Source organism: Streptomyces sp. NPDC001617, assembly GCF_053596855.1.
Window position 1 is genome coordinate 198,221 of the sequence record NZ_JBSFHA010000002.1, and the last position, 26,074, is coordinate 224,294.

The 26,074-nt window shown below is 70.1% G+C and carries 21 protein-coding genes and 2 pseudogenes; 3 read left to right on the top strand and 20 right to left on the bottom strand.

The window, feature by feature from the left end; translation table 11 throughout:
- Window positions 1-26: 26 nt before the first annotated feature.
- The 15 genes and pseudogenes from ACWC09_RS02535 to ACWC09_RS02605 form a co-directional block, all read right to left on the bottom strand.
- Window positions 27-1,523 (bottom strand): D-ribitol-5-phosphate cytidylyltransferase, encoded by a 1,497-nt coding sequence (locus tag ACWC09_RS02535; RefSeq protein ID WP_450847730.1) that lies wholly within the window; start codon window positions 1,521-1,523, stop codon window positions 27-29.
- Between the two features lie 123 nt (window positions 1,524-1,646).
- Window positions 1,647-2,804, bottom strand: coding sequence for a hypothetical protein (locus ACWC09_RS02540; RefSeq protein ID WP_450847732.1), 1,158 nt, complete (start codon window positions 2,802-2,804; stop codon window positions 1,647-1,649).
- A 125-nt stretch (window positions 2,805-2,929) separates the two neighbouring features.
- Complete coding sequence (locus ACWC09_RS02545; protein ID WP_450847734.1) at window positions 2,930-4,480, bottom strand: alkaline phosphatase D family protein; 1,551 nt, start codon at window positions 4,478-4,480, stop codon at window positions 2,930-2,932.
- A gap of 217 nt (window positions 4,481-4,697) precedes the next feature.
- The gene (locus ACWC09_RS02550) at window positions 4,698-6,176 is read right to left on the bottom strand and encodes an FG-GAP-like repeat-containing protein (RefSeq protein WP_450847736.1); all 1,479 of its coding nucleotides are present in this window, start codon (window positions 6,174-6,176) and stop codon (window positions 4,698-4,700) included.
- Between the two features lie 117 nt (window positions 6,177-6,293).
- Window positions 6,294-7,775, bottom strand: a complete 1,482-nt coding sequence (locus tag ACWC09_RS02555) for a VCBS repeat-containing protein (protein WP_450847738.1) — start codon at window positions 7,773-7,775, stop codon at window positions 6,294-6,296.
- 143 nt (window positions 7,776-7,918) lie between these two features.
- Window positions 7,919-9,361, bottom strand: coding sequence for a GTPase ObgE (obgE, locus tag ACWC09_RS02560; protein WP_450847871.1), 1,443 nt, complete (start codon window positions 9,359-9,361; stop codon window positions 7,919-7,921).
- Between the two features lie 123 nt (window positions 9,362-9,484).
- The gene (gene rpmA, locus ACWC09_RS02565) at window positions 9,485-9,739 is read right to left on the bottom strand and encodes a 50S ribosomal protein L27 (RefSeq protein WP_017944923.1); all 255 of its coding nucleotides are present in this window, start codon (window positions 9,737-9,739) and stop codon (window positions 9,485-9,487) included.
- 14 nt (window positions 9,740-9,753) lie between these two features.
- Window positions 9,754-10,074, bottom strand: a complete 321-nt coding sequence (gene rplU / locus ACWC09_RS02570; protein ID WP_007381993.1) for a 50S ribosomal protein L21 — start codon at window positions 10,072-10,074, stop codon at window positions 9,754-9,756.
- Between the two features lie 219 nt (window positions 10,075-10,293).
- The gene (locus ACWC09_RS02575) at window positions 10,294-11,595 is read right to left on the bottom strand and encodes a hypothetical protein (RefSeq protein ID WP_450847740.1); all 1,302 of its coding nucleotides are present in this window, start codon (window positions 11,593-11,595) and stop codon (window positions 10,294-10,296) included.
- A 359-nt stretch (window positions 11,596-11,954) separates the two neighbouring features.
- The gene (locus tag ACWC09_RS02580; protein WP_450847742.1) at window positions 11,955-16,064 is read right to left on the bottom strand and encodes an Rne/Rng family ribonuclease; all 4,110 of its coding nucleotides are present in this window, start codon (window positions 16,062-16,064) and stop codon (window positions 11,955-11,957) included.
- A gap of 277 nt (window positions 16,065-16,341) precedes the next feature.
- Complete coding sequence (locus ACWC09_RS02585; protein ID WP_450847744.1) at window positions 16,342-17,106, bottom strand: TIGR03936 family radical SAM-associated protein; 765 nt, start codon at window positions 17,104-17,106, stop codon at window positions 16,342-16,344.
- A gap of 48 nt (window positions 17,107-17,154) precedes the next feature.
- Window positions 17,155-18,252, bottom strand: coding sequence for a hypothetical protein (locus tag ACWC09_RS02590; protein ID WP_450847746.1), 1,098 nt, complete (start codon window positions 18,250-18,252; stop codon window positions 17,155-17,157).
- Between the two features lie 19 nt (window positions 18,253-18,271).
- Window positions 18,272-19,492: an MFS transporter gene (locus ACWC09_RS02595; protein WP_450847748.1), complete on the bottom strand. Its 1,221-nt coding sequence runs from the start codon at window positions 19,490-19,492 to the stop codon at window positions 18,272-18,274.
- Window positions 19,493-19,500: 8 nt separating this feature from the next.
- On the bottom strand, window positions 19,501-20,241 hold the full coding sequence (locus ACWC09_RS02600) for a GntR family transcriptional regulator (protein ID WP_450847750.1): 741 nt from the start codon (window positions 20,239-20,241) through the stop codon (window positions 19,501-19,503).
- A 130-nt stretch (window positions 20,242-20,371) separates the two neighbouring features.
- Window positions 20,372-20,679: pseudogene (locus ACWC09_RS02605) on the bottom strand (phosphotyrosine protein phosphatase).
- A 49-nt stretch (window positions 20,680-20,728) separates the two neighbouring features.
- Between ACWC09_RS02605 and ACWC09_RS02610 the strand changes: the two are divergent.
- A pseudogene (locus tag ACWC09_RS02610) lies at window positions 20,729-21,160 on the top strand (arsenite S-adenosylmethyltransferase); the annotation flags it as partial.
- A 100-nt stretch (window positions 21,161-21,260) separates the two neighbouring features.
- Window positions 21,261-21,977: a DUF899 domain-containing protein gene (locus ACWC09_RS02615; protein ID WP_450847752.1), complete on the top strand. Its 717-nt coding sequence runs from the start codon at window positions 21,261-21,263 to the stop codon at window positions 21,975-21,977.
- Window positions 21,978-21,999: 22 nt separating this feature from the next.
- Here the strand turns inward: ACWC09_RS02615 and ACWC09_RS02620 are convergent, their stop codons facing one another.
- Window positions 22,000-22,209 carry a hypothetical protein gene (locus ACWC09_RS02620; protein WP_450847754.1) on the bottom strand — a complete coding sequence of 70 codons (210 nt, stop codon included), beginning with the start codon at window positions 22,207-22,209 and terminating at the stop codon, window positions 22,000-22,002.
- Window positions 22,210-22,671: 462 nt separating this feature from the next.
- Between ACWC09_RS02620 and ACWC09_RS02625 the strand changes: the two genes are divergently transcribed.
- Entirely contained in the window at window positions 22,672-23,028 is a 357-nt protein-coding gene (locus ACWC09_RS02625) for a hypothetical protein (RefSeq protein ID WP_450847755.1), read from the top strand.
- 88 nt (window positions 23,029-23,116) lie between these two features.
- Here ACWC09_RS02625 and ACWC09_RS02630 read toward each other — a convergent pair whose 3' ends face one another.
- The 4 genes from ACWC09_RS02630 to ACWC09_RS02645 form a co-directional block, all read right to left on the bottom strand.
- Entirely contained in the window at window positions 23,117-24,073 is a 957-nt protein-coding gene (locus ACWC09_RS02630; RefSeq protein WP_450847757.1) for a hypothetical protein, read from the bottom strand.
- Entirely contained in the window at window positions 24,073-24,723 is a 651-nt protein-coding gene (locus ACWC09_RS02635) for a cytochrome b N-terminal domain-containing protein (protein WP_450847759.1), read from the bottom strand. The genes ACWC09_RS02630 and ACWC09_RS02635 overlap by 1 nt, the downstream gene beginning before the upstream one ends.
- A complete protein-coding gene (locus ACWC09_RS02640) occupies window positions 24,720-24,878 on the bottom strand; it encodes a hypothetical protein (RefSeq protein ID WP_450847760.1) in 159 nt (52 codons plus the stop codon). The genes ACWC09_RS02635 and ACWC09_RS02640 overlap by 4 nt, the downstream gene beginning before the upstream one ends.
- A 221-nt stretch (window positions 24,879-25,099) precedes the next feature.
- The gene (locus ACWC09_RS02645) at window positions 25,100-25,951 is read right to left on the bottom strand and encodes a COG4705 family protein (RefSeq protein ID WP_450847762.1); all 852 of its coding nucleotides are present in this window, start codon (window positions 25,949-25,951) and stop codon (window positions 25,100-25,102) included.
- Window positions 25,952-26,074: the final 123 nt, after the last annotated feature.

Consider the following 26,074-nt stretch of genomic DNA (forward strand, 5'->3'; position numbering starts at 1 on the left):
AACGGAAGACTAATTACCGTCGATTATTACACGCCGTCCTGGACGTCCAGCACCGAGGCCAGCGCCTGCTCGAAGCCGGACGCCTTGGCGGCGCCCGCCGTCGGGTCCTGCTGGCGGACGTCGATGACATGCCCGGTCAGCTCGGACAGCAGCACGTCGAGCGAGGTACGGGCGACCGCCTCGGAGGAGAGCAGGGTGCCCGCGGCCTCCTGGCCGAAGGCCTTCGTGCGCATCGGCGTCGCGGTGCGCTCCGGGTTGACGCAGTTGACGCGGATGCCGTCGCCGGCCCACTCGTCGGACAGGGCCTGGGTGAGGTTCACCATGGCGGCCTTGGTCGAGGAGTAGAGGCTGTACTCGGCGCGGCCGCGGGTGTAGCTGCTGGAGGTGTAGAGGAGCAGCTGGCCCTTGGTCTCGGCGAGGTACTTGTAGGCCGAACGGGCGATCTGCACCGGCGCCAGGTAGTTGACCTTCAGCGCTTCCTCGATGGTCGCGTTGTCGGTCTCGGCCAGCTTGCCGATGCGCAGCACGCCGGCGGTGTTGACGACGTAGTCGATCCGGCCGGTCTCCGCGTACGCCTTGGACAGCGCGTCGTCGACCTCCTCCGGGTTCTCCACGTGCGTGCCGGTGGTGGAGCGGCCCAGGGCGTACACCTTGGAGCCGTAGGCTTCGGCCAGCTCGGCGATGTCCTTGCCGATGCCGTACGAGCCGCCGAAGATCACGACCGTCTTGCCGGTGAGCAGCTCACGGTAGGCCTCCTCGCTCACCTGCTCGGGCGCGGCGGTCGAGGCGAGCTGGAACAGCTTGTCGGCGATGAAGACGTCGACCGGCTGGGTCACCTTCATGTTGTACTCGTCGCCCGCGACGACGTTGATCGGCACGTCCGGCAGGTACTTGAGCACGACCGAGCAGTCGTCCGTGGCCTGGAAGTTCGGGTCGCCGGCGGCGACCTCGTAGGCCCGCTTGATCGTGGACAGCTTGAAGGCCTGCGGTGTCTGGCCGCGGCGCAGGCGGGAGCGGTCCGGGATCTCGGTGATGAACTCGCCGTCCTCGCCGTGCGTGCGGGTCACGATGATGGTGTCCGCGGACGGGATGGCGACGTCGACGGCCTGGTAGCGCTCCAGGGCGACCACGCAGTCGTCGATCACGCGCTGCGAGAGCAGCGGGCGTACGGCATCGTGGAAGAGGACGTTGAGGTCCTCGCCGTCCGCCAGGCCCTCGCCGAGGGCCTCGATGGCGCGCTCGGTGGTCTCGTTCCGGGTCGAACCGCCCTCGATGATCTTCTTGACCTTGGTGAAACCGGCCTTGGCGACGATCTTCTCGACGTCGGGCACATAGCCCGGCGCCATCAGCACGATGATGTCGTCGATCGAGTCGGCCTTCTCGAAGGTCGTGAGGGTGTGCTCGATGACTGCCTTGCCGGCGATCTTCAGCAGCTGCTTGGGGATCGAAAGACCCACCCGCTGGCCGGTGCCACCGGCCAGGATCACTGCGGTGGTACGGGGCTTGGCTATGTGCTGGGACACAGAGGACCTACCTTGGGGCGACAGGGAACCTGGAAATGGTCCCACTTGCGGTAACCGCTGTGCAAGGTGAGCGCCGTCCGCCGCATATGTGCGCGCTACCTGTCATTCACCTTGCACAGAGAGTCAGTGCCACCGCAGCTTCTGCAGACAGCGGTGACCGAGCACCTTCACGAGTTCCTTGGACGACGTCTGGTGAACCGTGCGGGATTTCGCCGGCGTGGCGTGTCTCACAGGCGCCGCCGCGGCCGCGGCGAGGGCTCCGTAGAGCGCCTGGGCGGCCACCTCGGGCGCGATCCGCGGCTCCTGCGGCGCCTGCTCGGCGGACTTCGGCACCGCGGAGAGCAGCGCCGGATCCCCTACGACCCGTACGCCCATACGGGCGATACTCTCGGCCATTTCGGCACCGATCCCGGCCGCCGCCTCGACCGCCCAGGCGGGCGTGGAGATCTTCACGTCCTGCGGGGTCGGGCTGCACGCGTTCTTCATATGCATGACCGCGCCGTTACGGATGAGTCTGGAATACAGCTCGTCCGGGAGTCCATTGCCGCGGAATTCCTTATTAAGATTCCGCAGCATTTCGGTCTCGGCGAGGGTAAGGGAACGGTTTGCCGTGTCCGGAACCGGCTGCAGCAGATTCTCGGGCAGTCCGAGCAGTGTCTCGAAGGTACGCATCAGCCCGCCCCGGTCGCGGTCGTCGACCACGACGACGGTGACCCGCTCCGGCCCGGCCACCCGCGCCCACCGCTCCACCAGCCGGTCATGCCGGTGCCGACGCCAGAAGCTGGGGGTGGGCTTCTCGTACGGGGCCTTCTTCAGCATGTGCCGCAGCCAGTCCTCGTACCCCAGGCGCAGCCCGTTCTGCACGTACTGCTGCCACTGCGACGGCATGATCTTCGCCAGTGGGCGCAGGGTGACCAGGATGTGCACGCGCTCCCCGCCGAGCTGCTCGACGATCCGGGCGACGGTCGCATCGTCCTCGGCGTCGGCGAAGAACTCGCTGCTGATCACCGAGGTGCGCTTCCCGGTGGCCTCGACCTGTTGGAGCAGCTTCGTCCAGTGCTGGTCGGTGGGCACGGTGTCGCCCATCATCGCGGGCCGGGCGCAGGCGGCCAGCGCGGCCTCCATCGGGTGCCGGGTATGCCCGGGGAACTCGACACCGTGCGCGGGCAGTTGGTCCTTCGCGGCGAAGAGCGCGCCCTGGATCGAGGTGGTCCCGGTCTTGTGCGGGCCGATGTGCAGCAGCCGGGTGCCCGCGGGCAGTGTCGTACAGTCCGTCTCCATGGTTAAGGGACGGTAAGAGGAATACCTGAGACTTACCTGAGAGAGACCTGGGACACAGATGAGTCCCAGGCTCCCGTCACACAGGGTTCATGTTCGCCAAAAGTGTGTCACTTTACGGGAAAGTGTCACACTTTTTCGACCCCGGGCCGGCCGTTCTCCACCCGCAGCCGCGCATACGTGCTCGCCGTAGCCGTCGGCTGTACGACCGTGTCGACCACCCGCACCTGTGCGTCGACGCCGTGCCGGTCGATGTCGAAGAGGTGGTAGCCGCGGTGGGCGTCGATCAGCTTCCAGTGCGGGTTGTCCGGCATCAGCGGGTCCCACTGGGCGTGGAAGGCGGCCTGGTCCTGGTCGCCGTTGCTGGAGATGGACGTGCCGACGAATTCGGCGCCGACGACCTCGGAGTCCGGGTCGTCGTAGTCCGTCCTGAGGTCGCTGATCATCGTGAGGTGCCGGTCGCCGCTGAGCACGACCGGGTTGCGGATGTCGGCGAACTCGCCGAGCAGGGCGTTGCGTTCGACCTGGTAGCCGTCCCAGGCGTCGTAGTACCAGAGCTTGCCGTCGCCGATCTGGAGGTCGGTCTCGGCCATCATGATCTGCGAGGCGATCAGGTTCCAGCGGGCGGGCGAGTCGTGCAGCCCGTCGAGGAGCCACTGCTTCTGCTCGGCGCCGAGCATCGTGAGCGAGGGGTCCTCGGCGGCGGCCTGGCCGGTCACCTGGTCGCTGCGGAACTGGCGGGTGTCGAGGACGTTGAGGCGGGCCAGGCGGCCGAACTCCAGACGGCGGTACATCTGGATGTGCGGGCCGTTCGGGATGGCCGACGCACGGACCGGCATGTGCTCGTAGTACGCCTGGAAGGCCGCCGTCAGCCGGGCCACGAAGGCGTCGTGCGACTGCTTGCCGGGGTCCTGCGGGATCTCGCCGGCCCAGTCGTTGTCGACCTCGTGGTCGTCGAAGGTGACCACCCAGGGGGCGTTCGCGTGCATCGCGGCGAGGTCGGGGTCGGTGCGGTACTGGGCGTACCGGTTGCGGTACTGGACCAGGGTGTACGGCTCCCCCGTGCCCTCGTGCCGCCGCGGACCCGCCGACGACGGCGTGGACTCGTAGATGTAGTCGCCGACGAAGAGGACGAAGTCGGGGTCCTGGGCGAGCATGTCGGCGTACGGCGTGAAGTAGCCGTGCTGCCAGTTCTGGCAGGAGGCCAGCGCGATGCGCAGGGAGCCGCCCTTGCTGTGCGGGTGCGGGGCGGTGCGGGTACGGCCGACGGTCGAGATCTGGCCACTCGTACGGAAGCGGTACCAGTACGAGCGGTCCGGGCGCAGCCCCCGTACATCCACGTGAACGCTGTGCCCGTACTCGGGCCGCGCCTGGGCGACACCCCGGCGGACGACCTTTCTCAGCCGTTCGTCCTCGGCGATCTCCCACTCCACCGGGACCACTTCGTCGGGCATACCGCCGCCGTTCAGCGGGTCCGGGGCGAGCCGGGTCCACAGGACGATGCCGTCGGGGAGGGGGTCGCCGGAGGCCACCCCAAGGCTGAACACACCGTCGGGCAGGGTGTTTTCGGCTGCTCGGGCGGTACCCGGCAGCCACAGCTGGGCGGAGGCCGCGGCACCGAGGACGGCGGCACCGGCGGTCAGAAAGCGGCGTCGGTCGGGCGAGTTTGCTCCGGTCATCGTCGAACTCCCTTGCCTCGCTGGCCTCTTGGACTCGTGCAAGCTCACGCACCGGGTCGGTCCACCCGCTGAACGCGAGCCTTCGCGTGCATGACAAATAGGCAGACAACAGAAGACCCGTTGCGACACGGGAACAACAGGATGAACCTGATCTTGTCGCAACGGGTCCGCTAAAACGAGTCAAGAGCAACGTGTCTGACGGATACTCAGTGGCCGCTCAGTCGTCGAACCCCGAGCCCAGCCTGGCGCCCGCGGCGACGGTGCCGAGGGTGCCGGCGCCGAAGGTGTGGGAGCCGGCCGCTGTGATGCCGTGTTCGTTGGCCTTGAACACCCACACCCCGCCCTGGCCGGCGTTCTCCCCGGGCGCGCCGACAACGAGTTCGGCACGGCCGTCGTGGTCCAGGTCCACCAGATGGGTGGCCAGGCCGAAGGCGTCGCCCTTCTCCGCGGTGCCGGGCACGCCCGTGGTGTTCTGGCTGAACACCACGGAGCCGCTGCTCGTCGGACCGGTGTTGGTGCCGCGCAGGACGACGACGCTGCCCGCGTCGGCGATCGAGCCGAGATCCTCGCCGGGCACGCCGGCCGCGATGTCGGCGTAGCCGTCTCCGTCGACGTCGGCGACCGAGACGTCGGTCCCGAAGTGGTCGCCCTTCTCCGCGGTGCCCGGCACCAGCGGGGTGTCCTGGTAGACGAACTTCGCCTTCGTCCCGTCGGGTCCCTCGGCGGTGCCGGGAACCCAGGTGATACGGCCGCCCTTGACGTACGGGTTGTCGGCGTCGCTGTCGTAGCCGTCGACGGCCCGGCCGACCACGATGTCGTCATAGCCGTCCTTGTTGACGTCCCCGATGTCGAGGTTCTCGCCGCCCTGGAGGCCGGCGCCGTCGATGTCGTAGACCAGCGTGTACGGGGTGAGCCCGTCCTTGGTGCCCGTCCAGTGGACGATGCGGCGGGCGTCGTACTCGTCGCCGTCGTTCTCGACCGCGGCCACGTCGGTGATGCCGTCGCCATTGAGGTCACCGGTGGCGAGGTCCATGACCCGGCTGTCGAACGGGTCCTTGACGACCTGTCCGCCGTGCACGGTGGAGCCGTCCCGGGCGAAGGGGCCGCTGAGGACGCGCAGGTCGTGGGCGTGCTCGACGGTGAGGACGTCCTGGGCGCCGTCCCCGTTCACATCGCCGACGGCGAGATGCCCCTCGGCACCGAGGGCGTCGTACGCGTTCCCGCCGGCCAGCGCGGCTCCGCCGGACAGTCCCTTCGCACCACCCCAGATCACCTCGGTCAACCCGGCGTCGGTCCCCGCCGAGGTGTCCTCCCCGCCCACCCCGACGACGAGATCGGCATAGCCGTCCCCGTCCAGGTCAGCGGTGCTCAGCGCACTCCCGAACCGGTCACCGGTCTCCGCACTCCCCGGCACACCCGCGCTGTTCTGGCTGAACACCTGCTTGGTGGAGGTCTTCAGCCCGGTCGCCGACCCGTAGACCACGGCGACGTACCCCGCGGTCTTCTTCCCGCCGACGGTCGCCGAGGGCGCGGCGACGGCGAGGTCGGAGTAGCCGTCCCCGTTGAAGTCGTCCTGCAGCTTCGCCGTGGTCACCTGGGTGCCGGCGGAGGCGTGCGCGGCCGGGAGGGCGACGGCCCCGGTGACCGCGAGGACGACGGCAAGTCCCGTACGCCATGCGCCTTTTCGTCTGTTCATGGTCGCTCTCTCCTGTGGAAGTGGATCAGCGTGCGAGGCTCGTCCCGAAGGCGGCCCAGTCGGCCAAGGAGTTCTCATCGGGCGCCCCCAGGTGCGGCAAGGCGCGCCCGAAGGAGGTCAGCGGTTGGTGAACTCGCGGCCGAGACGGGCGAGTTGGGGATCGGTACCGAGTTGCCTGGCGCCGAAGGAGACAGCGCCGGTGGTGGTGACGCCGGAGGTGCTGGACCGGAAGGCCCACACCGCTCCGGCTCCGGAGTTCTCGCCGGGGGCGCCGACGACGAGATCCGCGCGGCCGTCGTCGTCGCCGTCGAGGAGGGTGAGGGCCTGGCCGAAGCCGTCGGAGCGTTCGGCGGTTCCCGGCACACCGGAGGTGTTCTGGCTGAAGACCTTCGAGCCGGCGCCGGTCGGCCCGCCCGCGCGGCCGGGAATGACGGTGACCGTGCCCGCGTCCTGGATTCCGGAGAAGTCCTCACCGGGGCTCCCGGCCACGATGTCGGCGTACCCGTCGCCGTTCACATCACCGACGGCGACATCCATCCCGAAGTAGTCGCCCCCCTCAACCGTGCCGGGGACACCGGGCGTGCCCTGGTCGACGGTCCGTGGATCCGCGACCTGGGGTCCCCGCGCCGAGCCGAGCACGACCCCGACACGCTCTCCGTACTCACTCGGATCGACGGCCCCGTCCCCCGAGTGAGCGACCAACGGCCGCCCGAAGACGATGTCGTCCCGCCCGTCCCCGTTGACGTCACCGAGCGCGAGGCTCTCGCCGCCCTCGATGTCCCGGCCCGCTCCGTCCTTCAGGTGGGTCAGCGGGGCAAGGCCGTCCGAAGTGCCGTGCAGGTAAAGGAGACTGTGACCGGAGTTCTCGTCGCCCGGGTCGTCGAAGTCGAACGGCCCGGTGAGCACGACGACATCACTGATGCCGTCCCCGTCGGCATCCCCGACGGCCACGTCCAGCACCCTCAGATCGCCGTCGGTGAAGGAGATGTCCTGCTGACGGGCAGGCACCCCGCTCCGCGTGAACGGCCCCGACTCCACCTCCGACGGCCCGGCCAGATCGGCATGCCCGTCACCGTCGAAATCGCCTACGACGACACGCGCGAAGCTGTCGACGACGTCACCCGGCAGAATCGTCCCACCCGAGAGCCCGCGCCCACCGCCCCACAGCACGGTGACGCTCCCCTTGCGGGCGACCCCGCCCTGCGTCCACCGCTCTCCCGCCGCAGGCACGACGAGGTCGGTGAAACCGTCCCCGTCCAGGTCACCGGCGACAAGATGCGCACCGAACGCGTCCCCCGCCTCCGGAGTACCGGGCACACCGGCCGTGGCCTGCGTGAACACCTTCCTGCTCGCGAGGTTCAGCCCGTGCGCCGACCCGTACACGACGGCCACATAACCGGCGCCCTTCCTGCCCCCGACACTCGCGTCCGGCGCCCCGGTGGCCAGGTCCTCGTACCCGTCCCCGTTGAAGTCCTGCCGCACCGCCTTGGCGGCGGTGGGCTGCGCATGGGCGAGGGGCGCCACGGCGGCCGTCCCGGCGAGCAGCGCGACGGCGACCGCGGCACGCCGGATTCTGGGCACAACAACGGACTCGGGCACGCCAACTCCAGGGATCTGTCGCAGTTGAGAGCGGCGAGATCCAAGATCTGCGTCCGCGTGCCCAGTACGACTCGCCGGGGAGCGAGGGGGTTGCCCTGGAGTGTGGCGCGATTTTCCCCGGCGTTAACCCGCTGCTTGCGCCCCTACTCGGCGAACGGATCGAAGTCGCCGTACTCCTGCTCCGCCTCGTCCCGCTCGGCCTGCCTGTCCCGTCGCCGCAGCGCCGCAGGCCGCGGCGCCTCGAAGCGATGGTCCTCGCCACGCCGTCCCAGCATCTCCGCGCCGGACATCATCGACGGCTCCCAGTCGAAGACGACCGCGTTGTCCTCGGGCCCGATGGCGACACCGTCACCCGCCCGGGCCCCGGCCTTCATCAACTCCTCTTCCACACCGAGGCGGTTGAGCCGGTCCGCGAGATACCCCACGGCCTCGTCGTTGTTGAAGTCGGTCTGCCGCACCCAGCGTTCGGGCTTCTCGCCCCGCACCCGGAACAGCCCGTCCTCCTCCTGCGTCACCGTGAAGCCCGCGTCGTCGACGGCCTTCGGCCGGATGACGATCCGCGTCGCCTCCTCCTTCGGCTTCGCGGCCCGGTGCTTCGCCACCAGCTCCGCCAGCGCGAACGACAGCTCCCGCAGCCCGAGATGAGCAACCGCCGACACCTCGAAGACCCGGTATCCCCGCGCCTCCAGATCCGGCCGCACCATCTCCGCGAGGTCCTTGCCGTCCGGTACGTCGATCTTGTTCAGCACGACCATCCGCGGTCGCCGGTCGAGCCCGCCGTACTGCTTCAGCTCCTCCTCGATGACATCGAGGTCGGAGACGGGGTCCCGCTCGGACTCCAGCGTCGCCGTGTCCAGCACATGCACGAGCACACTGCACCGCTCCACATGCCGCAGGAACTCCAGGCCCAGCCCCTTGCCCTGGCTGGCGCCCGGGATCAGACCCGGCACGTCCGCGATGGTGTACACGGTCGAACCGGCCGTCACCACACCCAGGTTGGGGACGAGTGTCGTGAAGGGATAGTCCGCGATCTTCGGCTTGGCAGCGCTCAGCACCGAGATCAGCGAGGACTTGCCCGCACTCGGGTACCCGACCAGCGCCACGTCGGCGACCGTCTTCAGCTCCAGGACGATGTCCTGCAGATCCCCCGGCTCACCGAGCAGCGCGAACCCGGGCGCCTTGCGCCGAGCGGAGGCCAGTGCCGCGTTGCCGAGCCCGCCCCGGCCGCCCTGCGCGGCGACGTACGACGTGCCGTGCCCGACCAGGTCGGCGAGCACATGGCCGGCCGTGTCCAGCACCACGGTCCCGTCCGGCACCGGAAGGACCAGGTCCTGCCCGTCCTTGCCGGCCCGGTTGCCGCCCTCACCGGGCTTGCCGCTGGTGGCCTTGCGGTGCGGGGAGTGGTGGTAGTCGAGAAGCGTGGTGATCGACTGGTCGACGGTGAGGATCACATCCCCACCCCGCCCGCCGTTCCCGCCGTCGGGCCCGCCGAGCGGCTTGAACTTCTCACGGTGGACGGAGGCACAGCCGTGACCTCCGCTACCCGCGGCGACATGCAGCTCGACGCGGTCCACGAAGGTGGTCATCGGGTGTGCCTCCAGATACGTACGGGACTGTCTCATGTACTAACACGCGAAAGGCGGACCCGCCTTCCCACCAGGGAAGTGAGGTCCGCCTCGCGAAAAGCTTCCGATCAGCTACCTGATGCCTCAGGCGACCGGAACGATGTTCACGACCTTGCGGCCACGGAACGTACCGAACTCCACCGCACCGGGCTGCAGCGCGAACAGCGTGTCGTCGCCGCCACGGCCGACGCCCGCACCGGGGTGGAAGTGGGTGCCGCGCTGGCGGACCAGGATCTCGCCCGCGTTGACGACCTGACCACCGAAGCGCTTCACGCCGAGGCGCTGAGCGTTGGAGTCACGACCGTTACGGGTGGACGATGCGCCCTTCTTGTGTGCCATCTCTCCTCAGTCCCTTACTTCGCAGCCGCGGGGATCTCAGTGACCTTGATCGCCGTGTACTGCTGGCGGTGGCCCTGACGACGGCGGTAGCCGGTCTTGTTCTTGTAGCGAAGGATGTCGATCTTGACGCCCTTGTGGTGGTCCACGACCTCGGCCTGGACCTTGATGCCGGCCAGCACCCACGGGTCGCTGGTCACAGCGTCGCCGTCGACAACGAGCAGGGTCGAGAGCTCGACCGTGTCGCCAACCTTGGCAGTGGAAATCTTGTCAACCTCAACGATGTCGCCGACAGCAACCTTGTGCTGGCGACCACCGCTGCGCACGATGGCGTACACGCGGATCTCACTCTCTCGCTCGGGAACGGCACCCCCGCAGTCCAGCCACCCGACACGGACGGCCTCTCCGGAGCACCCAGTGCCCTGGAGGAATGAGGTTTACGGGGATGTGGCGCGCCCATATCCAAGGACACGCCGACGGTCAAGAGTACGGGGCCGTGGCCGAGGGGGTCAAACCGGGCCCCGGTGCTCGCGATTTCTCTCACGACTGGATCGAGGCTAGGGCTTGCCGGGCTTCAGGTCGCCGATCGTCCCGATCCGGATGCCCAGCCACGGATAGGTGTGGTTGTAGAACACGTTGTCCTGCGGCTGCAGTCCAACAGCTGAGGGCCACATCTGGTAGGCGGATGCGTTGGAGATTCCGCCGTGGAGCCGCCGCCAGACCCGTGCGGAACTCTGCCCGGCAGGGGGCGCTGTGATCGTGTCGGTCCACTCGACCGCGTTACCGCCCTGGTCAAGGGTGCCCCACGGCGATGTGGTCCTCGCCGCGCCGACGGTGCTGAGGCTGCCCTGGTAGCCCTTGGCATAGATGGTCGGGTCGAATCCGAACGGGTTGACGGTGGAGCACGCTTCGGGGCTCAGCTGTGTCGGGCACCAGCTCGGTGCCGGTCTGCCGTCCGCGTGGTACGAGGCCAGCGGCTGGGTCGCAGCGTTGGTGACGTCGCCGGTGCCCGGGTTGAGGATGGTGGGGCCGGGTGCGGTCGCCTCTCCGTCACCGAAGACTCCCGGGTTGGTCGGGTACTTCCAGTAGGAGTAGGTGCCGCCGCCGCTCGGGTCGTAGTAAGCCGCTTTGATCCACTCGTCCTGGCTTGGCAGGACGAACCCCGCGCGATGCACTCGGGTCGTCTGCGGCCGGGCCAGGTCGTACATCCCGCGCTCGGTCTGCGACGACAACGCGACCTGGTACGTGACGTAGGTGAAGCTGCCCTTGCTGTCGGCCCGCTTGGAGATCAGTCGGCCGTTGTAGAGCGAGTTGACGAAACGTGCCGCTCTCAGGAAGTTCGCGAAGCCATATGGCTTGTCCGCCCACTGCGGGAAGGCCACCGAGTAGTGACGGCCCCTACCGGCACTTGGGGAGAGGTTGATCTGGCCGTACTTCGGCCACGCGGTCGAACTCTCGGTCTCGTCATAGAGACGATGGGGGTTGCGTCCCTCGGGATCGACCGTGTTCAGGAACGCCACCCACTGTTCGACGGTGACTTCGAGCCGACCGATCTCGTAGCGATAGGGCACGCCGCCGACTCGAAGGCATTCCTTCGGGGAAGGGGCGTCGGCGCATGAACGGTACAGGGCGTCCTTGAACGGGAGAATGCCTACCGGACGATTGCCGGGCGCGCCGACCTTTACGGTGGTCAGTGTGATGACCGCCCCCTCGCGGGAGGGGCTTCCTCCCGTCACCGGACGTGGCTCGTCGGCAGCGGCACCCGAGCCGACCGTCACGGAGGCGGCGAGCAGTGCCGACAACCCGCACGCGGTCATGACGGTCCTGTTGAGGAGCGTGCGGCGGAAAGCGACGTGCATAAGCGAACTCATTTCGGCATGGCAGCCCGCTCAGTGGCCAACGCCAGCGTGGATCGGGCAGACGATCACTTGACGGTCGACGCCACGCTAGTCCCGTCCATTACTCTCTGCCTTCGTTCCGTCACGGAAACCGCCCAGTCGGACGCAGGTATCAGGCAGTCCAGCCCAGTCCTTGACCGGTCAGGCAGAGAACCCCGTACCGGCAGGCCAGGGCGCACACCTGAGGCGTACGTCGACTCGGGCGTGCACATGGGCGCGGCCCGGTCGTCCATGGCCGCCTGTCACACGACGGCGCGGGCGCCCGGTTCGCACCGGACGCCCGCGCCGCTGTCGCTCCCGCTTCGTCGCGGGTGCGGAGGTCAGTCCTCCGTCGAGGCCGAGACGGCCGAGGCGCTCTGCTTCGCCGCCGTCTTCGCGGCCGTCACCTTGGCAGCCTTCTTGGCCGTCGTCTTCTTCGCGGCGGTCTTCTTGGCCGCGGTCTTCTTGGCCGCCGTCTTCTTGGTGGCCGCCTTCTTCGCGGTCGCCTTCTTGGCCGTCTTCCGGGCCGTCTTCTTGGCCGGAGCGGCCTCCTCGACACCCTCCTCGGCACCCTCGCCGGCCTCCGTGGCCGACGGGACGACCACGACGGCCGTCTCCTCGGACGCGGTGGGCGCGGTCTCCTTGCGCACCGCGCGACGCCGCGGACGGGCCGGGGCGGCGCTCTCGGCGGGCGCCTCGGGCTCCTGAGCGACCGTCTCGGCGGCGGGCACGGCCTCCGCGACCGGCGCGGTCTCGGCGACCGTCACCACGGCGGCCTCGGCCCCGGCCGGCGAACCGGCGGGCGCGGACACCTTGCGGGTGGCGCGACGGCGCGTACGGCCCTTGGGCGCGGCCTCCTCGACAGCGGCGGCCTCGACGACCGGGTCCTCGGCGGCGACCGGCTCGGCGTGTGCCGCGGCGGCCCGCTCCGGCTGGACCGGAAGCTCGGCCGCGACCTCGGCCGTCACTTCCTGAGGGGTCGGCGCGCTCTCCTCGGCACGGGCCTCGTCACGTCCCGCCGAACGCCGCTCGTCCCGGCGGTCCTCGGCACGCGGCGCACCCGCCGGAGCCGAAGCCCGCCGACTCGCCCTGCGCCGCGAACGACCACCCCGTACGGCCGCCTCCGCCTCGGCGACGCTGCTGTACAGCTCCTCGTCGGGCTCGAAGACGGGCGCGGAGAGGGCGACCGGCTCGGCGACCTCGGCGGCGAGCTCGGCCTCCGTCTCGGCCTCCTCGGCCTCCGGAGCCTCGACGGCCACGGCGGCCTCGTGCACGTGCTCGTGCCCGTCGCCGCCCCGCCCGCGCTTGCGGCGCTTGCCGCCGCCACCGGCGGAGGTCGGCTGCTCCATGTGCACGATGACACCGCGGCCGTTGCAGTGGACGCAGGTCTCGGAGAAGGACTCCAGCAGGCCCTGGCCGACCCGCTTGCGGGTCATCTGGACCAGGCCCAGCGAGGTCACTTCCGCGACCTGGTGCTTGGTCCGGTCCCGGCCCAGGCACTCCAGGAGGCGCCGCAGCACCAGGTCCCGGTTGGACTCCAGCACCATGTCGATGAAGTCGATGACGATGATGCCGCCGAGGTCCCGCAGCCGCAGCTGGCGGACGATCTCCTCGGCCGCCTCCAGGTTGTTGCGCGTCACCGTCTCTTCGAGGTTGCCGCCCTGGCCGGTGAACTTGCCGGTGTTGACGTCGACGACGACCATCGCCTCGGTCCGGTCGATCACCAGCGAACCGCCGCTGGGCAGCCAGACCTTGCGGTCCAGCGCCTTGGAGAGCTGCTCGTCGATCCGGTACGTGGCGAAGACGTCGACCTCGGAGGTCCACTTCGACAGCCGGTCGGCGAGGTCGGGCGCGACGTGCGCGACGTATCCGTGGATGGTCTCCCACGCCTCGTCACCGCTGACGACGACCTTGGTGAAGTCCTCGTTGAAGATGTCGCGGACGACCCGGACGGTCATGTCCGGCTCGCCGTACAGCAGCGTCGGGGCGTTGCCGTTCTTCGACTTCTTCTGGATGTCCTCCCACTGCGCCTGCAGTCGCTCGACGTCGCGGCGCAGCTCGTCCTCGCTCGCGCCCTCGGCGGCGGTGCGCACGATGACGCCCGCGTCCTCGGGGACGATCTTCTTGAGGATGGTCTTCAGCCGGGCCCGCTCGGTGTCGGGCAGCTTGCGGCTGATGCCGGTCATGGAGCCCTCGGGGACGTACACGAGGTAGCGGCCCGGGAGAGAGACCTGGCTGGTCAGACGCGCGCCCTTGTGCCCGATCGGGTCCTTGGTGACCTGGACGAGGACGGACTGGCCCGACTTGAGCGCGGACTCGATGCGCCGCGGGCCGTTGGCCATGCCGAGCGCCTCGAAGTTGACCTCACCGGCATAGAGCACCGCGTTGCGGCCCTTGCCGATGTCGATGAAGGCGGCCTCCATCGAGGGCAGCACGTTCTGCACCTTGCCCAGGTACACGTTGCCGACGTACGAGGTCGCCTGCTCCTTGTTGACGTAGTGCTCGACGAGCACGCCGTCCTCCAGGACGCCGATCTGCGTACGCTCACCGCTCTGCCGGACGACCATCACCCGCTCGACGGCCTCGCGGCGGGCGAGGAACTCGGCCTCGGTGATGATCGGAACACGGCGACGGCCCTGCTCACGGCCTTCCCGGCGGCGCTGCTTCTTGGCCTCCAGGCGCGTGGAGCCCTTGATGGACTGCACCTCGTCGGACGGCTCGGACTTCGGGCGGGGCTCACGGACCTTGACGACGGTGCGCTCGGGGTCGCCGTCACCGGGCTCCGCGTCCACGGAGGAGTCGCCGGCGCGCCGGCGACGCCGACGGCGGCGACGGCTGGAGCTGGAACCGCCGGGCTCGTCATGAGCGTCCTCGGCGTCCTCTTCCTCCTGCTCGCTGTCCTCGGCGTCCTGGGAGGACTGCTCGGTGTCGTCGCCGTCCTCCGCCTCGTCGTCCCCGCCGGCCTCGGCGGACTCACCGCGCCGACGACGGCGGCCACCGCGCCGACGGCGCCGCCGCGACCCGGTCTCCTCGGCCTCGTCACCCTCACCGGCGTCCTCGACCGACTCCTCGGCCTCCTCCGCCTCGTCCTCCGCGGCGGTCTCGGTGACGCCGGCCGCTTCGGCCTCGTCCCCGAACGCGCCGCCCCGGCGACGACGCCGACGGCGCGCCCCGGCCTGCTCCTCCTGGAGCTCCTCCTCCGGTTCGGCGACCTCGACCTCGGCCTCGGCCGCGGCGGCCGCGGCGGCGGCGGCCCGCTCCGGCGTCTGGAACATCGGCTCGGTGAACACGGGCGCCTGGAACACGGCCACGGCGGGCCGCTTCGGCCGCTTCGGCTCCTCGTCCTCGGCGGCCTCGCCGCCACCCTTGACCGCGGCGGGCGCGGAGAAGCCGGTGGCGGCCTTACGGGCCACCCGACGACGCCCCCGACTCGGGGCGGCGTCCTCATCGGCCTGGGCGGAAGCAGGGACCTCGGCCGTACGGGTCTCGGCGGCAGGCGCTTCGGCCGCACCGGACGCGACCTCGGGCACCTGCGCCGAATCGGCGCCCTCGGGTGCCCCGGTCGGCGCGGACACACGGCGCGTGGCCCGACGGCGGGTCCGGCGCGGAGCGGCGTCCTCGGCAGCCTCGTCGGACACGGCATCCTCCTCGGCTACGACGGTTTCGGCGGCCACCGTGGGCACGGCCGCCTCGATCACGGTGGCCGGCTCGGCCTCCGCGGTCTGCGTGGTCTCGGCGGCGTCGGCCGACTGCGGTGCACCGGCGGGCGCGGAGGCCCGGCGGGTCGCGCGGCGGCGGGTACGTCCGGCGGACGCGGCCTCCTCGGCGGGCGCCTCGGCGACGGCCGCGGCTTCCCCGGCGCTCTCGGCGGCTTCCCCGGGCACGACGGTCTCCGCGCCCTCGACGGCAGCGGGCGCCCCGGCCGGTGCGGACGCACGACGCGTCGCGCGACGACGGGTACGACGCGGAGCGCCGTCCTCGGTGTCCTCACCGGACACGGCGGCCTCCTCGGCCTCGGCGCTCACCGGCGTCTCGACGACAGCCGCGGCCTCCTCCAGGGAGGCCGGAGCGGTGGCGGGCAGCACGGTCTCGGCGGCTTCGGCCGCGGCCGGGGCCCCGGCGGGCGTGGAGACGCGACGCGTCGCACGACGGCGGGTACGACCGGCGGGTGCGGGCTCCTCGGCGGCGGGCGCCTCCTCGGCCCCCTCGGCCTCGACAGCCTCGTCGAGTTCCTCGGCCTCGGCCGCGACCACCGGCTCGACGTTCTCGTCGGCCTTCTGGTCGTCGTCGGCCGTCATGGCCGACGCGGTGATCTCCTCCGGCGTTTCGGAGGCGCCCCCGGCGGGCGGTCCCGCGGGGCGTGAAGCGGCACGGCGCCGACGACGCGGCGGCAGGGTGTCGCTGGGAGTGTTGAGTTCGGAACCCTCTTGGGGTTCGGTCGGTTCGAGCATGCGGGCTTATCTCCCGTCAGGCTCCCGGGCGCCGCGCCTGGTCCGGCGTCGATCGTGAGGATCGACCGCCGTTGACGTCCGCGGCCCGCGCGATGCGCGTGTGCCGCCGTCCGGGGCGCGGGCGCCGCACGGGAGCTCTCTGTGTCCTGTCTCGCCGGTTCCGTACGCATGTTGCGTACGGCCTGGCGAAAGTCTTCTGGTCGGTGCGCTGCCCGACCCAGGTGGCTCCCGAGTACGAGGGCGGCGCTACGACGTCCGTCCTTTCGCGGGACCTTCCTTACGCCGGCGCCTTCGCGGCGGCAGCGGAATCGGCCGTTTGGAGGGCCGTCGCTGCCTCGCGGTCGGGCGCGAGCGGGTCGGTCACCGTGCCGGTCTCTTCATCGAGCAGCCCCTGCGCCAGCCTGGTCACCGCTGCGGGGACCGGCGGCGCCAGGTCGGCCACGGCGCGGAGACCGGACAGGACGTCGTCGGGTCGTACGGCAGGCGTCACGTGCCGAACAACCAGCCGCAGTATCGCACAGGGCTGGTCGGTCGGCCTATCAGCCGGTTCACTATGCGTTTCAAGATCTACGACCGCGGGGCGGGCGTCGAAGGTCCGCACGCCGTTCTTCGTCATCCGCTGGACCTCGACGGCCTCGGCGGAGTTGAAGGCGGCGACGGCCCGCTCGGCCTCGGCAGGCTCCACGCCGGCCAGCCGCAGCTCCCACACGGAAGCGGTGAGCCGGTCGGCGAGGCCGGAGGTCCGGACCTCGACCGCGTCGACGATGTCGAGCCCGGTGGGCAGCGACTCGTCGAGCAGAAGCCTCAGCTTCTCCGGATCGCGCGCCTCGGTGAGGGCGATCTCCAGGAACTCCGCCTCACTGCCCGTGCCGGTGGGTGCGGCATTGGCGTACGACACCTTCGGATGCGGCGTGAACCCCGCCGAGTACGCCATCGGCACCTCGGCACGGCGCAGCGCACGCTCGAAGGCGCGCTGGAAGTCACGGTGGCTGGTGAACCGGAGGCGGCCGCGCTTGGTGTAGCGCAGTCGGATGCGCTGCACCGCGGGTGCGGGCGGCGGGCCTTCGGGCTGTCGCTTGCCCAGTGTCGTTCAGTCCTTCGTGAGAGCGGTCGTACTGCTACCTAGAGTACGTGTCTCGCGGCCCGCTGGTTCCCGCCGGTCCACGGCTTCGACCCGCGCGGGCTCGCCGAAGAGCATCCGCCGGAAGTCGGCCCGCGCCTGCCGTACGGACTCCCGGGCGGAGGCCAGCGCCTCCCGCGTCGCCCGCCCCACACTGCGCGCGACGGAGGCGACGGGCCGCACCAGGACGTCCCTGATGACGTGTCCGACGGGGGTGAGGACGGTCCGGTACGCCCACCGCGCGGGCTCCACGAAGGTCCACCGGAAGAGGGTCGCCAGTGCCCGCCCCACGGCGAGCGAGATCCGCCCGGCCACCCGCCAGGCGTGTCCGAGCGCGTCCCACACCTCCCGCCAAACGACGGCGAGCACCCGTCCGACGGGGACGAGGACCCAGCGCCACAGCGCCGGCGCGGGCAGCACGAACAGCACCCGGCCGACCCAGTACAGCGCGATGCCGACGCCGTCGAACAGCAGGTCCAGGGCCCGCGCCACCCCCTGCGCACACCAGGCGATCACGCGTCCGACGGGGGCGAGGATCCACTCGTACACCCACAGGGCGGGTACGACGAGGAGGTACCGCGCCAGCCGGGCCACGACGGCGTACACCGCGCCCGCGATCGCGGCGAGCACCGCGCCGGTCCCCCGCAGGAACCAGACGACGGCATGCCCGACCGGGGTGAGCACGCGCGCGTACAGCCACGTCAGCAGGGTCACGAGGGCATGGCCGAGGGGTGTCAGCACGGATCGGTACAGCCGGCCGAGGGGGATGACCAGAAGGATGTTCCCGAGCCATCCGAGCGCCTTGCCGAGTGGTACGACGACATACCGCCACAGCGCGATCAGCGGCCACACGAACACCGCTCGCGCCAGCCACAGCAGGGCCCGCCCCAGCGGCCTGAACACCGTGTCCCGCAGGAACCGGCCCACGACCACGAGCGCGTCCCACACCATCCGCACCGGGACGACCAGTACGAGCACGACGATCCGCACGGGAATGCGGATCGCCACGGCGAGACACCCTTCGGGCGTCTGCCGCACGGGCCGCTCGGGGCGTTTCTCCAGGTCCATACCGACGTAGACGCGTCACTCAGCCGGATGGATGCGGCGCGCCGCGCATGATGCGAAGAGGTGACATGACGTTCGGCAGGAAGCTCAGCGTCATGCCGGCCGCGCCGATCCACAGGGTGGCCGTCGCCCCGAACACGGAGCCCGAGGCTCCGCCCAGCACCCCGCCCAGCGGGATGCCGCCCCAGGACACGAAGCGTGCCGTCGCACTCGTCCGCCCGAGGAACTCGTCCGGAGTGAGGGCCTGTTGCAGGCTCGACTGGGCCACCACACGCACGACTCCGCCGAGCGAGAGAGCCGCCAGACCGACCGCCGCCACGCCCACGCTCCAGCCGGGCCGTGCGAGCGGCATCAGCACGGTCGGCGGACAGGTGACCAGCGGAGCGAGCCAGATGACCGGCCCCTGCCCGAACCGCCGGACGCATCGGGCCGCCAGCAACGCGCCCAGCAGCGCACCGCAGCCCATTCCCGACAGGACGAGGCCGATACCGAAGGAATCGAGGCCCAACTCCCTCTCCAGAAAGACCAGCAGCATGGTCTGATACACGATCAGGAAGAGATTGAAGAGCGCGTCTGCCAGCACGGTCGCGCGCAGAACGGGGTGCCCGAGGACGAATCTCAGACCCTTCCCGATGTCCTGTCGCAGTCGAGGCCTGTCGCTCGTCGGTACCGGCCGCGGTTCACGTCTGCGGATACCCACGGCGATGAGCCCCGACGCGGCCATCCCGACCGAACTCGCCAGCAGCGCGGCGGGCGCTCCCGCCCAGCCGACCAGCGGACCTGTCAGCGCCGGGCCGCCGATGCTGGTCACGGAGCGGACGGCCGAGAGTTTCGCGTTCCCTTCGACGAGATTCCGGCGCCCCACCAGATGCGGCAGGAAACTGACGTAGGAGACGTCGAAGAACACGGTCAGTACGCCTTGGACCAGTGCGACGGTGTAAAGCCACCCCATGGTGAGCGTCCCGGCCCACCAGGCAATCGGCACCGTCAGCAGAACCGACGCCCGCACCAGATCGGTGCCGATCATCACGGACCGCTTCCGCATCCGCTCCACCCATGCGCCCGCCGGAAGTCCGACCAGGAGAGAACCCGCCGTGGTCATCGCGGTGAGTATGCCGACCTGGAATGCTTCGGCGTCCAGGGCGACGATCGCGACCAGGGGCAGGGCGAGGAAAGTGATGCGATCGCCGAGCTGGCCGAGCGCGGTGGCGGCGAACAGGCGCCGGAAATCCGGATCGCTCAAGAGGCGGCTCACCGGTCGACCCCGAACTCGTAGACCACGGCCCGTCGTACGTCCGGGATGACGATGTCGGCGGTCTCCACGGGGCGGCCGCCGGTGTCGTAGATGGTCCGCTCGATCTGGAGGACCAGGTCGCCGGGGCCGATCCCCAGGAGGTTCGCCTGCTCCCGGGTGGCACGGGCCGGGCGCGGGAGTTCGGTCACGGAGGCGACGACGACGCCGATGGAGCGCATGCGCTCGACCACCCCCTTGCCGGCGAGCGGGCCCCGCTCGGGCAGGACGATCGGTGTGCCGTCGGTGATGGCCAACGGCTCCCAGGAGGTGGAGAGTTGGACGGGCTGCCGGTCGGCGAGGAACTCGTACTGCGTGGTGACGCAGAGGTCACCGGGGCCGATGGCGAGTCGCTCGGCGATGTCCTCAGGAGCGGGGACGCGCACTTGGCTGTGCGCGTCCCAGGCACCGGCCCTGCCGCGCTCCTTCATGGCGGCGAGCGAGGGGGAGCCGTGCCGTGAGCGGATCATCCACAGGCGCTCGCGCGGCACCCGGACGTAGGTGCCGGAACCCGCGCGCCCTTCCAGGAGGTCCTCGCCGATGAGGCGCTCCACGGCCCGCTGCATGACGTTGCGCCCGACGCCGTACTCCTCGGCGAGCCGCGCCCGCGACGGCAGCCGCTGCCCGGTCCCCCACTCCCCGGCGAGAACCCGCGCCCTCAACGCGTCGGCGACTGCGAGGTACGGCGCCGGTCGGGGCATGCGGTGGGTCTCCTGTGGCTGTGGCGAGGGGAACGGCCGCCGGTTCAGGCGGTGTTGGAAAGCTACTGGGCCCGCGGAAAACTATTGGAGTAGAACCACGCTCGGTGCACTCGCCCCTTCCCCGGCACCGTCAGACACCCAACTCGCCCACCAGCCCGCGCACACGCCGCTCGATCGCGTCCCGGATCGGCCGCACCGCGTCCACTCCCTGCCCGGCGGGGTCGTCGAGCTGCCAGTCGAGGTACCGCTTGCCGGGAAACACCGGGCAGGCGCCCCCGCATCCCATCGTGATCACCTGAGCCGGCGGGGGCGGAACCGGCCGAGCGGACCTCCACCCGACCCCCGCGAGGCGGGTGGGAAAGCCGCGGCCATCTGGGAACGGCCCGCGTGGTGGACGCAGACGAAGAGGACGGAGGGGCGGTGGCCGGGAACGTTCATGGCGGTGTCTTCCTGGGGAGGGCGGATCAGGGAGCGGCGGGGGCCACGGAACTACGTGATCAACCTGTCCACCGACAAGCCCGCCGTCTTCGCGGAGACCTTCCGCGTCCTGAGGCCCGGCGGCCGCATCGGCGTCTCGGACGTGATCGCCGACGACACCCTCACCCCGCCCCAGCGGGCGGAACGCGGCGACTCCGTCGGCTGTATCGCCGGCGCCCTCTCCTTCACGGAGTACCGCGAGGGCCTGGAAGCGGTCGGCTTCACCATCACCCCTACGCATCCCGTCGCCGACGGCATGCACTCCGGCATCGTGCGGGCGACCAAGCCGGCCGCGTTCGGGGCGCACAGCCCCCGCGCCCTCGCGGCCACCGGCTCCTGCTGCGGTGCCAACGCCTGCCGCACGGACGCCGAAACCTCGACGGACCCGACCCGCACGGTCGCCGAGGCGAAGTCCGCCGCCGGCTGCGCCTGCCAGGCGTGACCGCGCCCGGCCTCTTCGACCGCCGGCCGATGAGTTCCGTGGCCCTCCGGAGTCTGCCTCTGCACAAGCGAAAGCCGTGCACGAGCTCTGTGAGGGAAACATGACCGACCACGCGCTTCCACCCGTCGTCTCCACCGCCGCCTGGGAAGACCGGCTCAAGGCACTACGCGCCCGGGAGAAGGCCGCGACGCGGGAGCTCGACGCCATCGCCGCCGAGCGTCGTCGGCTGCCGATGGTCGAGATGCCCGACTACACCCTCGAGGGCGAGGACGGCCCCGTGCGGCTGGCGGACGTCTTCGAAGGCAGGCGGCAACTGATCGTCTACCACCACATGTGGTTCGCCGGCAAGGAATGGCAGTGCCCGGGCTGCACGGGGTTCACCTCGCAGTACACCCGCCTGGACTTCCTGGACAACTACGACGCCCGATTCGTCGTGGTCACCCAGGGCCCCATCAAGGATGCACTCGCCTACAAGCAGCGGGTCGGCAACCGGATGCCGTGGTACTCCACCGCGGGCAGCTCCTTCGGCACCGACGTCGGCGCCCCGCCCGACGGAGGATTCGCGGTCAACGTCTTCCTGCGCGACGGCGACACCGTCTACCGCACCTGGCACACCGACGGCCGCGGCACCGAACAGCTCAGCCACACCTTCGCCCTGATCGACATCCTCCCGTACGGCCGCCAGGAGCAATGGCAGGACTCCCCCGACGGCTGGCCCCAGTCGCCCACCTACACCCGGTGGGCGACGTCCGAGGACATCGCCGCGCTCTACGGCCCGGGCTCCGGCGGTGCCCGCACACCAGGACGGCGCGAGTGACAGCAGGCTCGAGCCGCCGCGTTCAGATCGCCTCGCGCAGGGCCTGGTCGGCCAGCAACAGGGCGTGCCAGTACCGGTAGTACCGAGCGCCTCCCGGGTGCCCGGTGAACTCGCAGTACTCGACGGCAGCCGCGACAGCCTCCAGCACCGGCAGATAGGCCGAGTGGGGCACGTCGGTGTACGCCGCGGGTGAGACCAGGTGACGTATGGCCTCATGCGCTGCGGCGATCACCTCGCCGTCCAGGTCATTCGATGTGTACCGCTGCGCACTCCCGACCGCACCCCGGGAAACACGACACGGCTACCCCTCGACGAACGTGACCGTCTCGTCGAGCGGCGCCCGGCCGGTACGGGTGTAACCCACCGCGAGGAACGCCATCCCCATGACCCCCTTCGCCACCGCTGACGGCAGGATCGTGACGGTACAGAACCCTTACTCCACCAAGGCCGTGACAGCCAAGATCATCCAGACTCTGCACCGCCTTTGAACACGACCTGCCACGCCGACTCGCGTCAGTGAGCGTGCCCGCTCGGACTGGGCACGACGTTCTTCACCGTCAGCGGCAGCAGCTTCGTGCCGGTCGGGCCCATGCGTGGAGAGGGGGCCGAACGGCCCCGAGGCTGCCGCGGTCGGCCCTCCGCAGAGGCCGAACGTCACCTCCTCCGACCCGCGGTACCGGCGCACGCTGGCAGCATGACCGGCAATCAGATACGTCCAGGCAACGGGTCATGGCACCTGAAAGGCTTCATGATCCTCACTCCGTCGCACCTCGAAGTCACGGTCGGAGAGGAGTTCACTTCGTCCGTGACCGTGTGGCCCGCAGGGCCGCAGCACATCGTGAACGCCTCCGCACCCGCCGGATCAGACCTGCAGGTCGAGGTGAAGGGCCACAAGGTGACGGTCACCGGTCGTCTTGGGCGCGCGGGCGAGAAACACGCCGTCCAGGTGACCGTGCGGGACGGCACGGACATCGCCCACGACACCCTGACCATCGAGGCCGCCGACGTTCACCGGCCGGCGACAGGGCCCGCCCACTCCGCCACTTGTTGACCACGGTCAGCGGCAGAAGCCTCTTCGTTCCCAAGGGCCCGCCCTCGACATCCGGTTGGCCGCACCGGCCCTTGTCCGGGCGCGGTCATCACTCCCGCCGGCGGCCTTCGGCGGCCTGTTCGCGGTAGTACGTGCGCCAGATCAACCGGTGCACCCGCGTCCAGCGCGGTACCGAGCGCACTCCGGGGATGAAGGGGACCAGCACCAGGACCAGGCTGAGCAGGGCCATCAGACCCCAGATCAGGGCGTCGGCGTTGCCGGACGACTTGAAGGGCTCGATCTGGTACCAGAAGGTGTACAGCCACAGCCACGCCTGGCCCGGGTAGTTCCCGGTCTCGTTCATCATCCCCCACTGGTCACCGCCGAGGTGCTCGGCACGGGCCAGGGACTCCAGGTAGGAACCGTCGGAGATGAAGAGCAGCGAGCGGGTGTAGTCGGTCTCGTAGAACTTGCCCTGCGCCTGGAGTTGGCCGTCCAGCCCGCCGCTGCGAGCCAGTTGGAGAAGGCGTGCGATGAGGACGGGGACAGGGCCGTAGTCGCCCTGTGCGGGGGCACCGCCGTGGGCCTTGGCCAGGGCGTCGGAGTAGGCCGCGGTCCATGCCCGGTGCCGGGCGGCGGAGGCGGCGTCCCAGGTGGCGAGGGCAGCGGTGACGGCGGGCGGTTCCGGGACGTCACGCAGCGGGCCCAGTACGAAGTCGTTCGCCGTGTCCACCGGGATGCGGACCCCCGCGGCGCTCTGCAGCCCGACCGGGCCCAGCTTCTGCGCCGCACCCGGCGTGTGGTTGTACGGCGGCCCGTACTCGGCCGTACCGCTGGTGCCACCGAGTTCGGACACCCCGGTCGCCGTGAAGTCGGCACCGTCGGCCCTCGCCCAGGAGGCCAGCGTCACCGGCTTGACGTCGGGCGACGAGAACACGGCGGCCAGACCCACGGTGAGCAGCGCGACCACGACCAACGCGATCGTGAACTCCTTGACCAGGTCGTACGGCCTGGTCGGAAAGGTGGCCGGGTCGGGCACGGCGGCATTGCGCGTGTGCCGGTTCATCACGCCGCCTCCCGCGTCGTTCCGTCCGCGGGAGGCGCGGTGGCGTCGATCGGCGGCACGATCCCGCGCAGCCGGACCAGCAGGATGTGCCAGCCCGCCAGCAGGACCAGGACGAAGGGCAGCAGGACGATGTGCCACATCAGCATCTGGCCGAAGTCCAGCACGTTGAAGAACGCGCCGATGCCGACCGAGTTGAGCCCGTCCTTGGCCTGCCCTGCGATCCACTGGGAGTCGAAGTTCTGCTGGACCAGGTAGCCGGTGAAGGCCGTGCCGATCGAGGCGAAGAAGCACACCGTGCCGGTGATCCAGGTCAGCGCCCGCCGACCCCGCCAGGCGGCCATGAAGAACTTGCCCCACAGGTGGATGACCATGAAGAACATGAACAGCTCGACACTCCACAGATGCAGGCTGTTCACGTACTTGCCGACGTCCGAGGCGTGCCACCAGGCGGGCCCCTTCAGGGCGAGCACCCCGCCGGTGACCAGGACGACGATCAGCGAGGCGAGGGTGAGCACACCGAAGACGTAGATCCATGACGCCATGTACACGGGCTGTGCGTCCGGCAGCAGCTTGTCCGGGGGCAGTGCCCGCACCGACCTCCGCCGTACCGCTCCGGTCCACCCTCCGCCGGTCTCCGGCACCCCGCTCATCGCCGGCCTCGCCCTCGGGGGAAGGGCAGGAGCAGGGCCGCCACGAAGACGACCAGCATCACCCCGACCACCACGAGGTTGGCGACGGACACCTGCACCACACCCCAGTGCACGTAGTGCCCGGTCCCGTTGAGATCGATGGGCGCGCCAAGCACGCGCCCATCGGAAACAGAGTGTCCTGTCATAAGCCGGCTCCCCTCGGAGTTCGAGAGCCATTAGAGCGCCTCGCAGGACACTAGGCCTCCCGGCCCGCCCGGGCCATGGGCCGAACGGCTCAATCACCCGAGGAAAGCCGGAAGGGAAGCCACACGGGACTCGGCAATCGACCGCTCAGCCCGAGTGAGCCCTACGGACACCCTGAGGGCTGAATCAGTGCTTACCGTTGACTTGCTTCCTGGCGGGCCGCTGCGATCTCCGGGACGACAGTCTCAAGGCGCGGTGTGACGGCCTTGCGCTCCTGAATGTGGGCGTAGGCCATCAGGCCGAACAGCATCGCGAGCAGCACGGCCGAGGAGCCCGCGGTGCCGAGGTCCAGTCCGCCCTTGGCGACCGGCTTGGTGAGGAAGTCGCCGGCGGTGGCGCCGAGGGGGCGGGTGAGGACGAAGGCGATCCAGAACAGGAGGACGTTCGGGACGGCGGGCGCCTTCATCAGGACGACCAGCACGACCAGCACGCTGGACACCAGCGCCGCACCGCCCAGGTAGCCGAGTCCGGAGCTGTCGGACAGGAAGTCGCCCATCGAGGTACCAAGGGTGTTGGAGACGAGGATCGCCGCCCAGAACAGGGCCTCGCCCCTGAAGGTGACGATGTCGCGGATCTGGAACGTCATCCCGCTGATCCTCCAGGCGAGGAAGATCGCCAGGAGGATGGAGACGAGGATCGCGGCTCCCTCCGGGTAACCGAGGCCGAGGCCCTGCGGGCCCCAGCCCAGCGAAGAGGCGCCGCCCGAGAGGTACTTGTCGCTGGCGTCGCGGTTCATGAAGTCAGACATGGTCGTGCCGGCCATGCTGGTCGAAAGGATCACGGTCCAGTAGAAGAACGGGTTGTACCGCGAGGACCGCAGCTGCACCACCAGCGTCACCAGGAAGATCAGGAACAGGGCGATCGTGGTGAGGAAATAGCCGAACTTGAGCGTCTGGGAGAACAGGTCGCCCGCCGTCTCACCCAGGGTCGTCGCGGCGATCTTCATGATCCAGAACGCCAGCGTGACCTCGGGCAGCTTCTTCATCACAGACTTCGTCGACGTCAAAAGGGTGCTCCTGTGCTTGTGGGGGAGGGTTGGATCTCCGTTAGACCCTGACCAGGTCAACCTGAACGCATCCTGGACGTGCGCACCATGGATCTTGCGTCA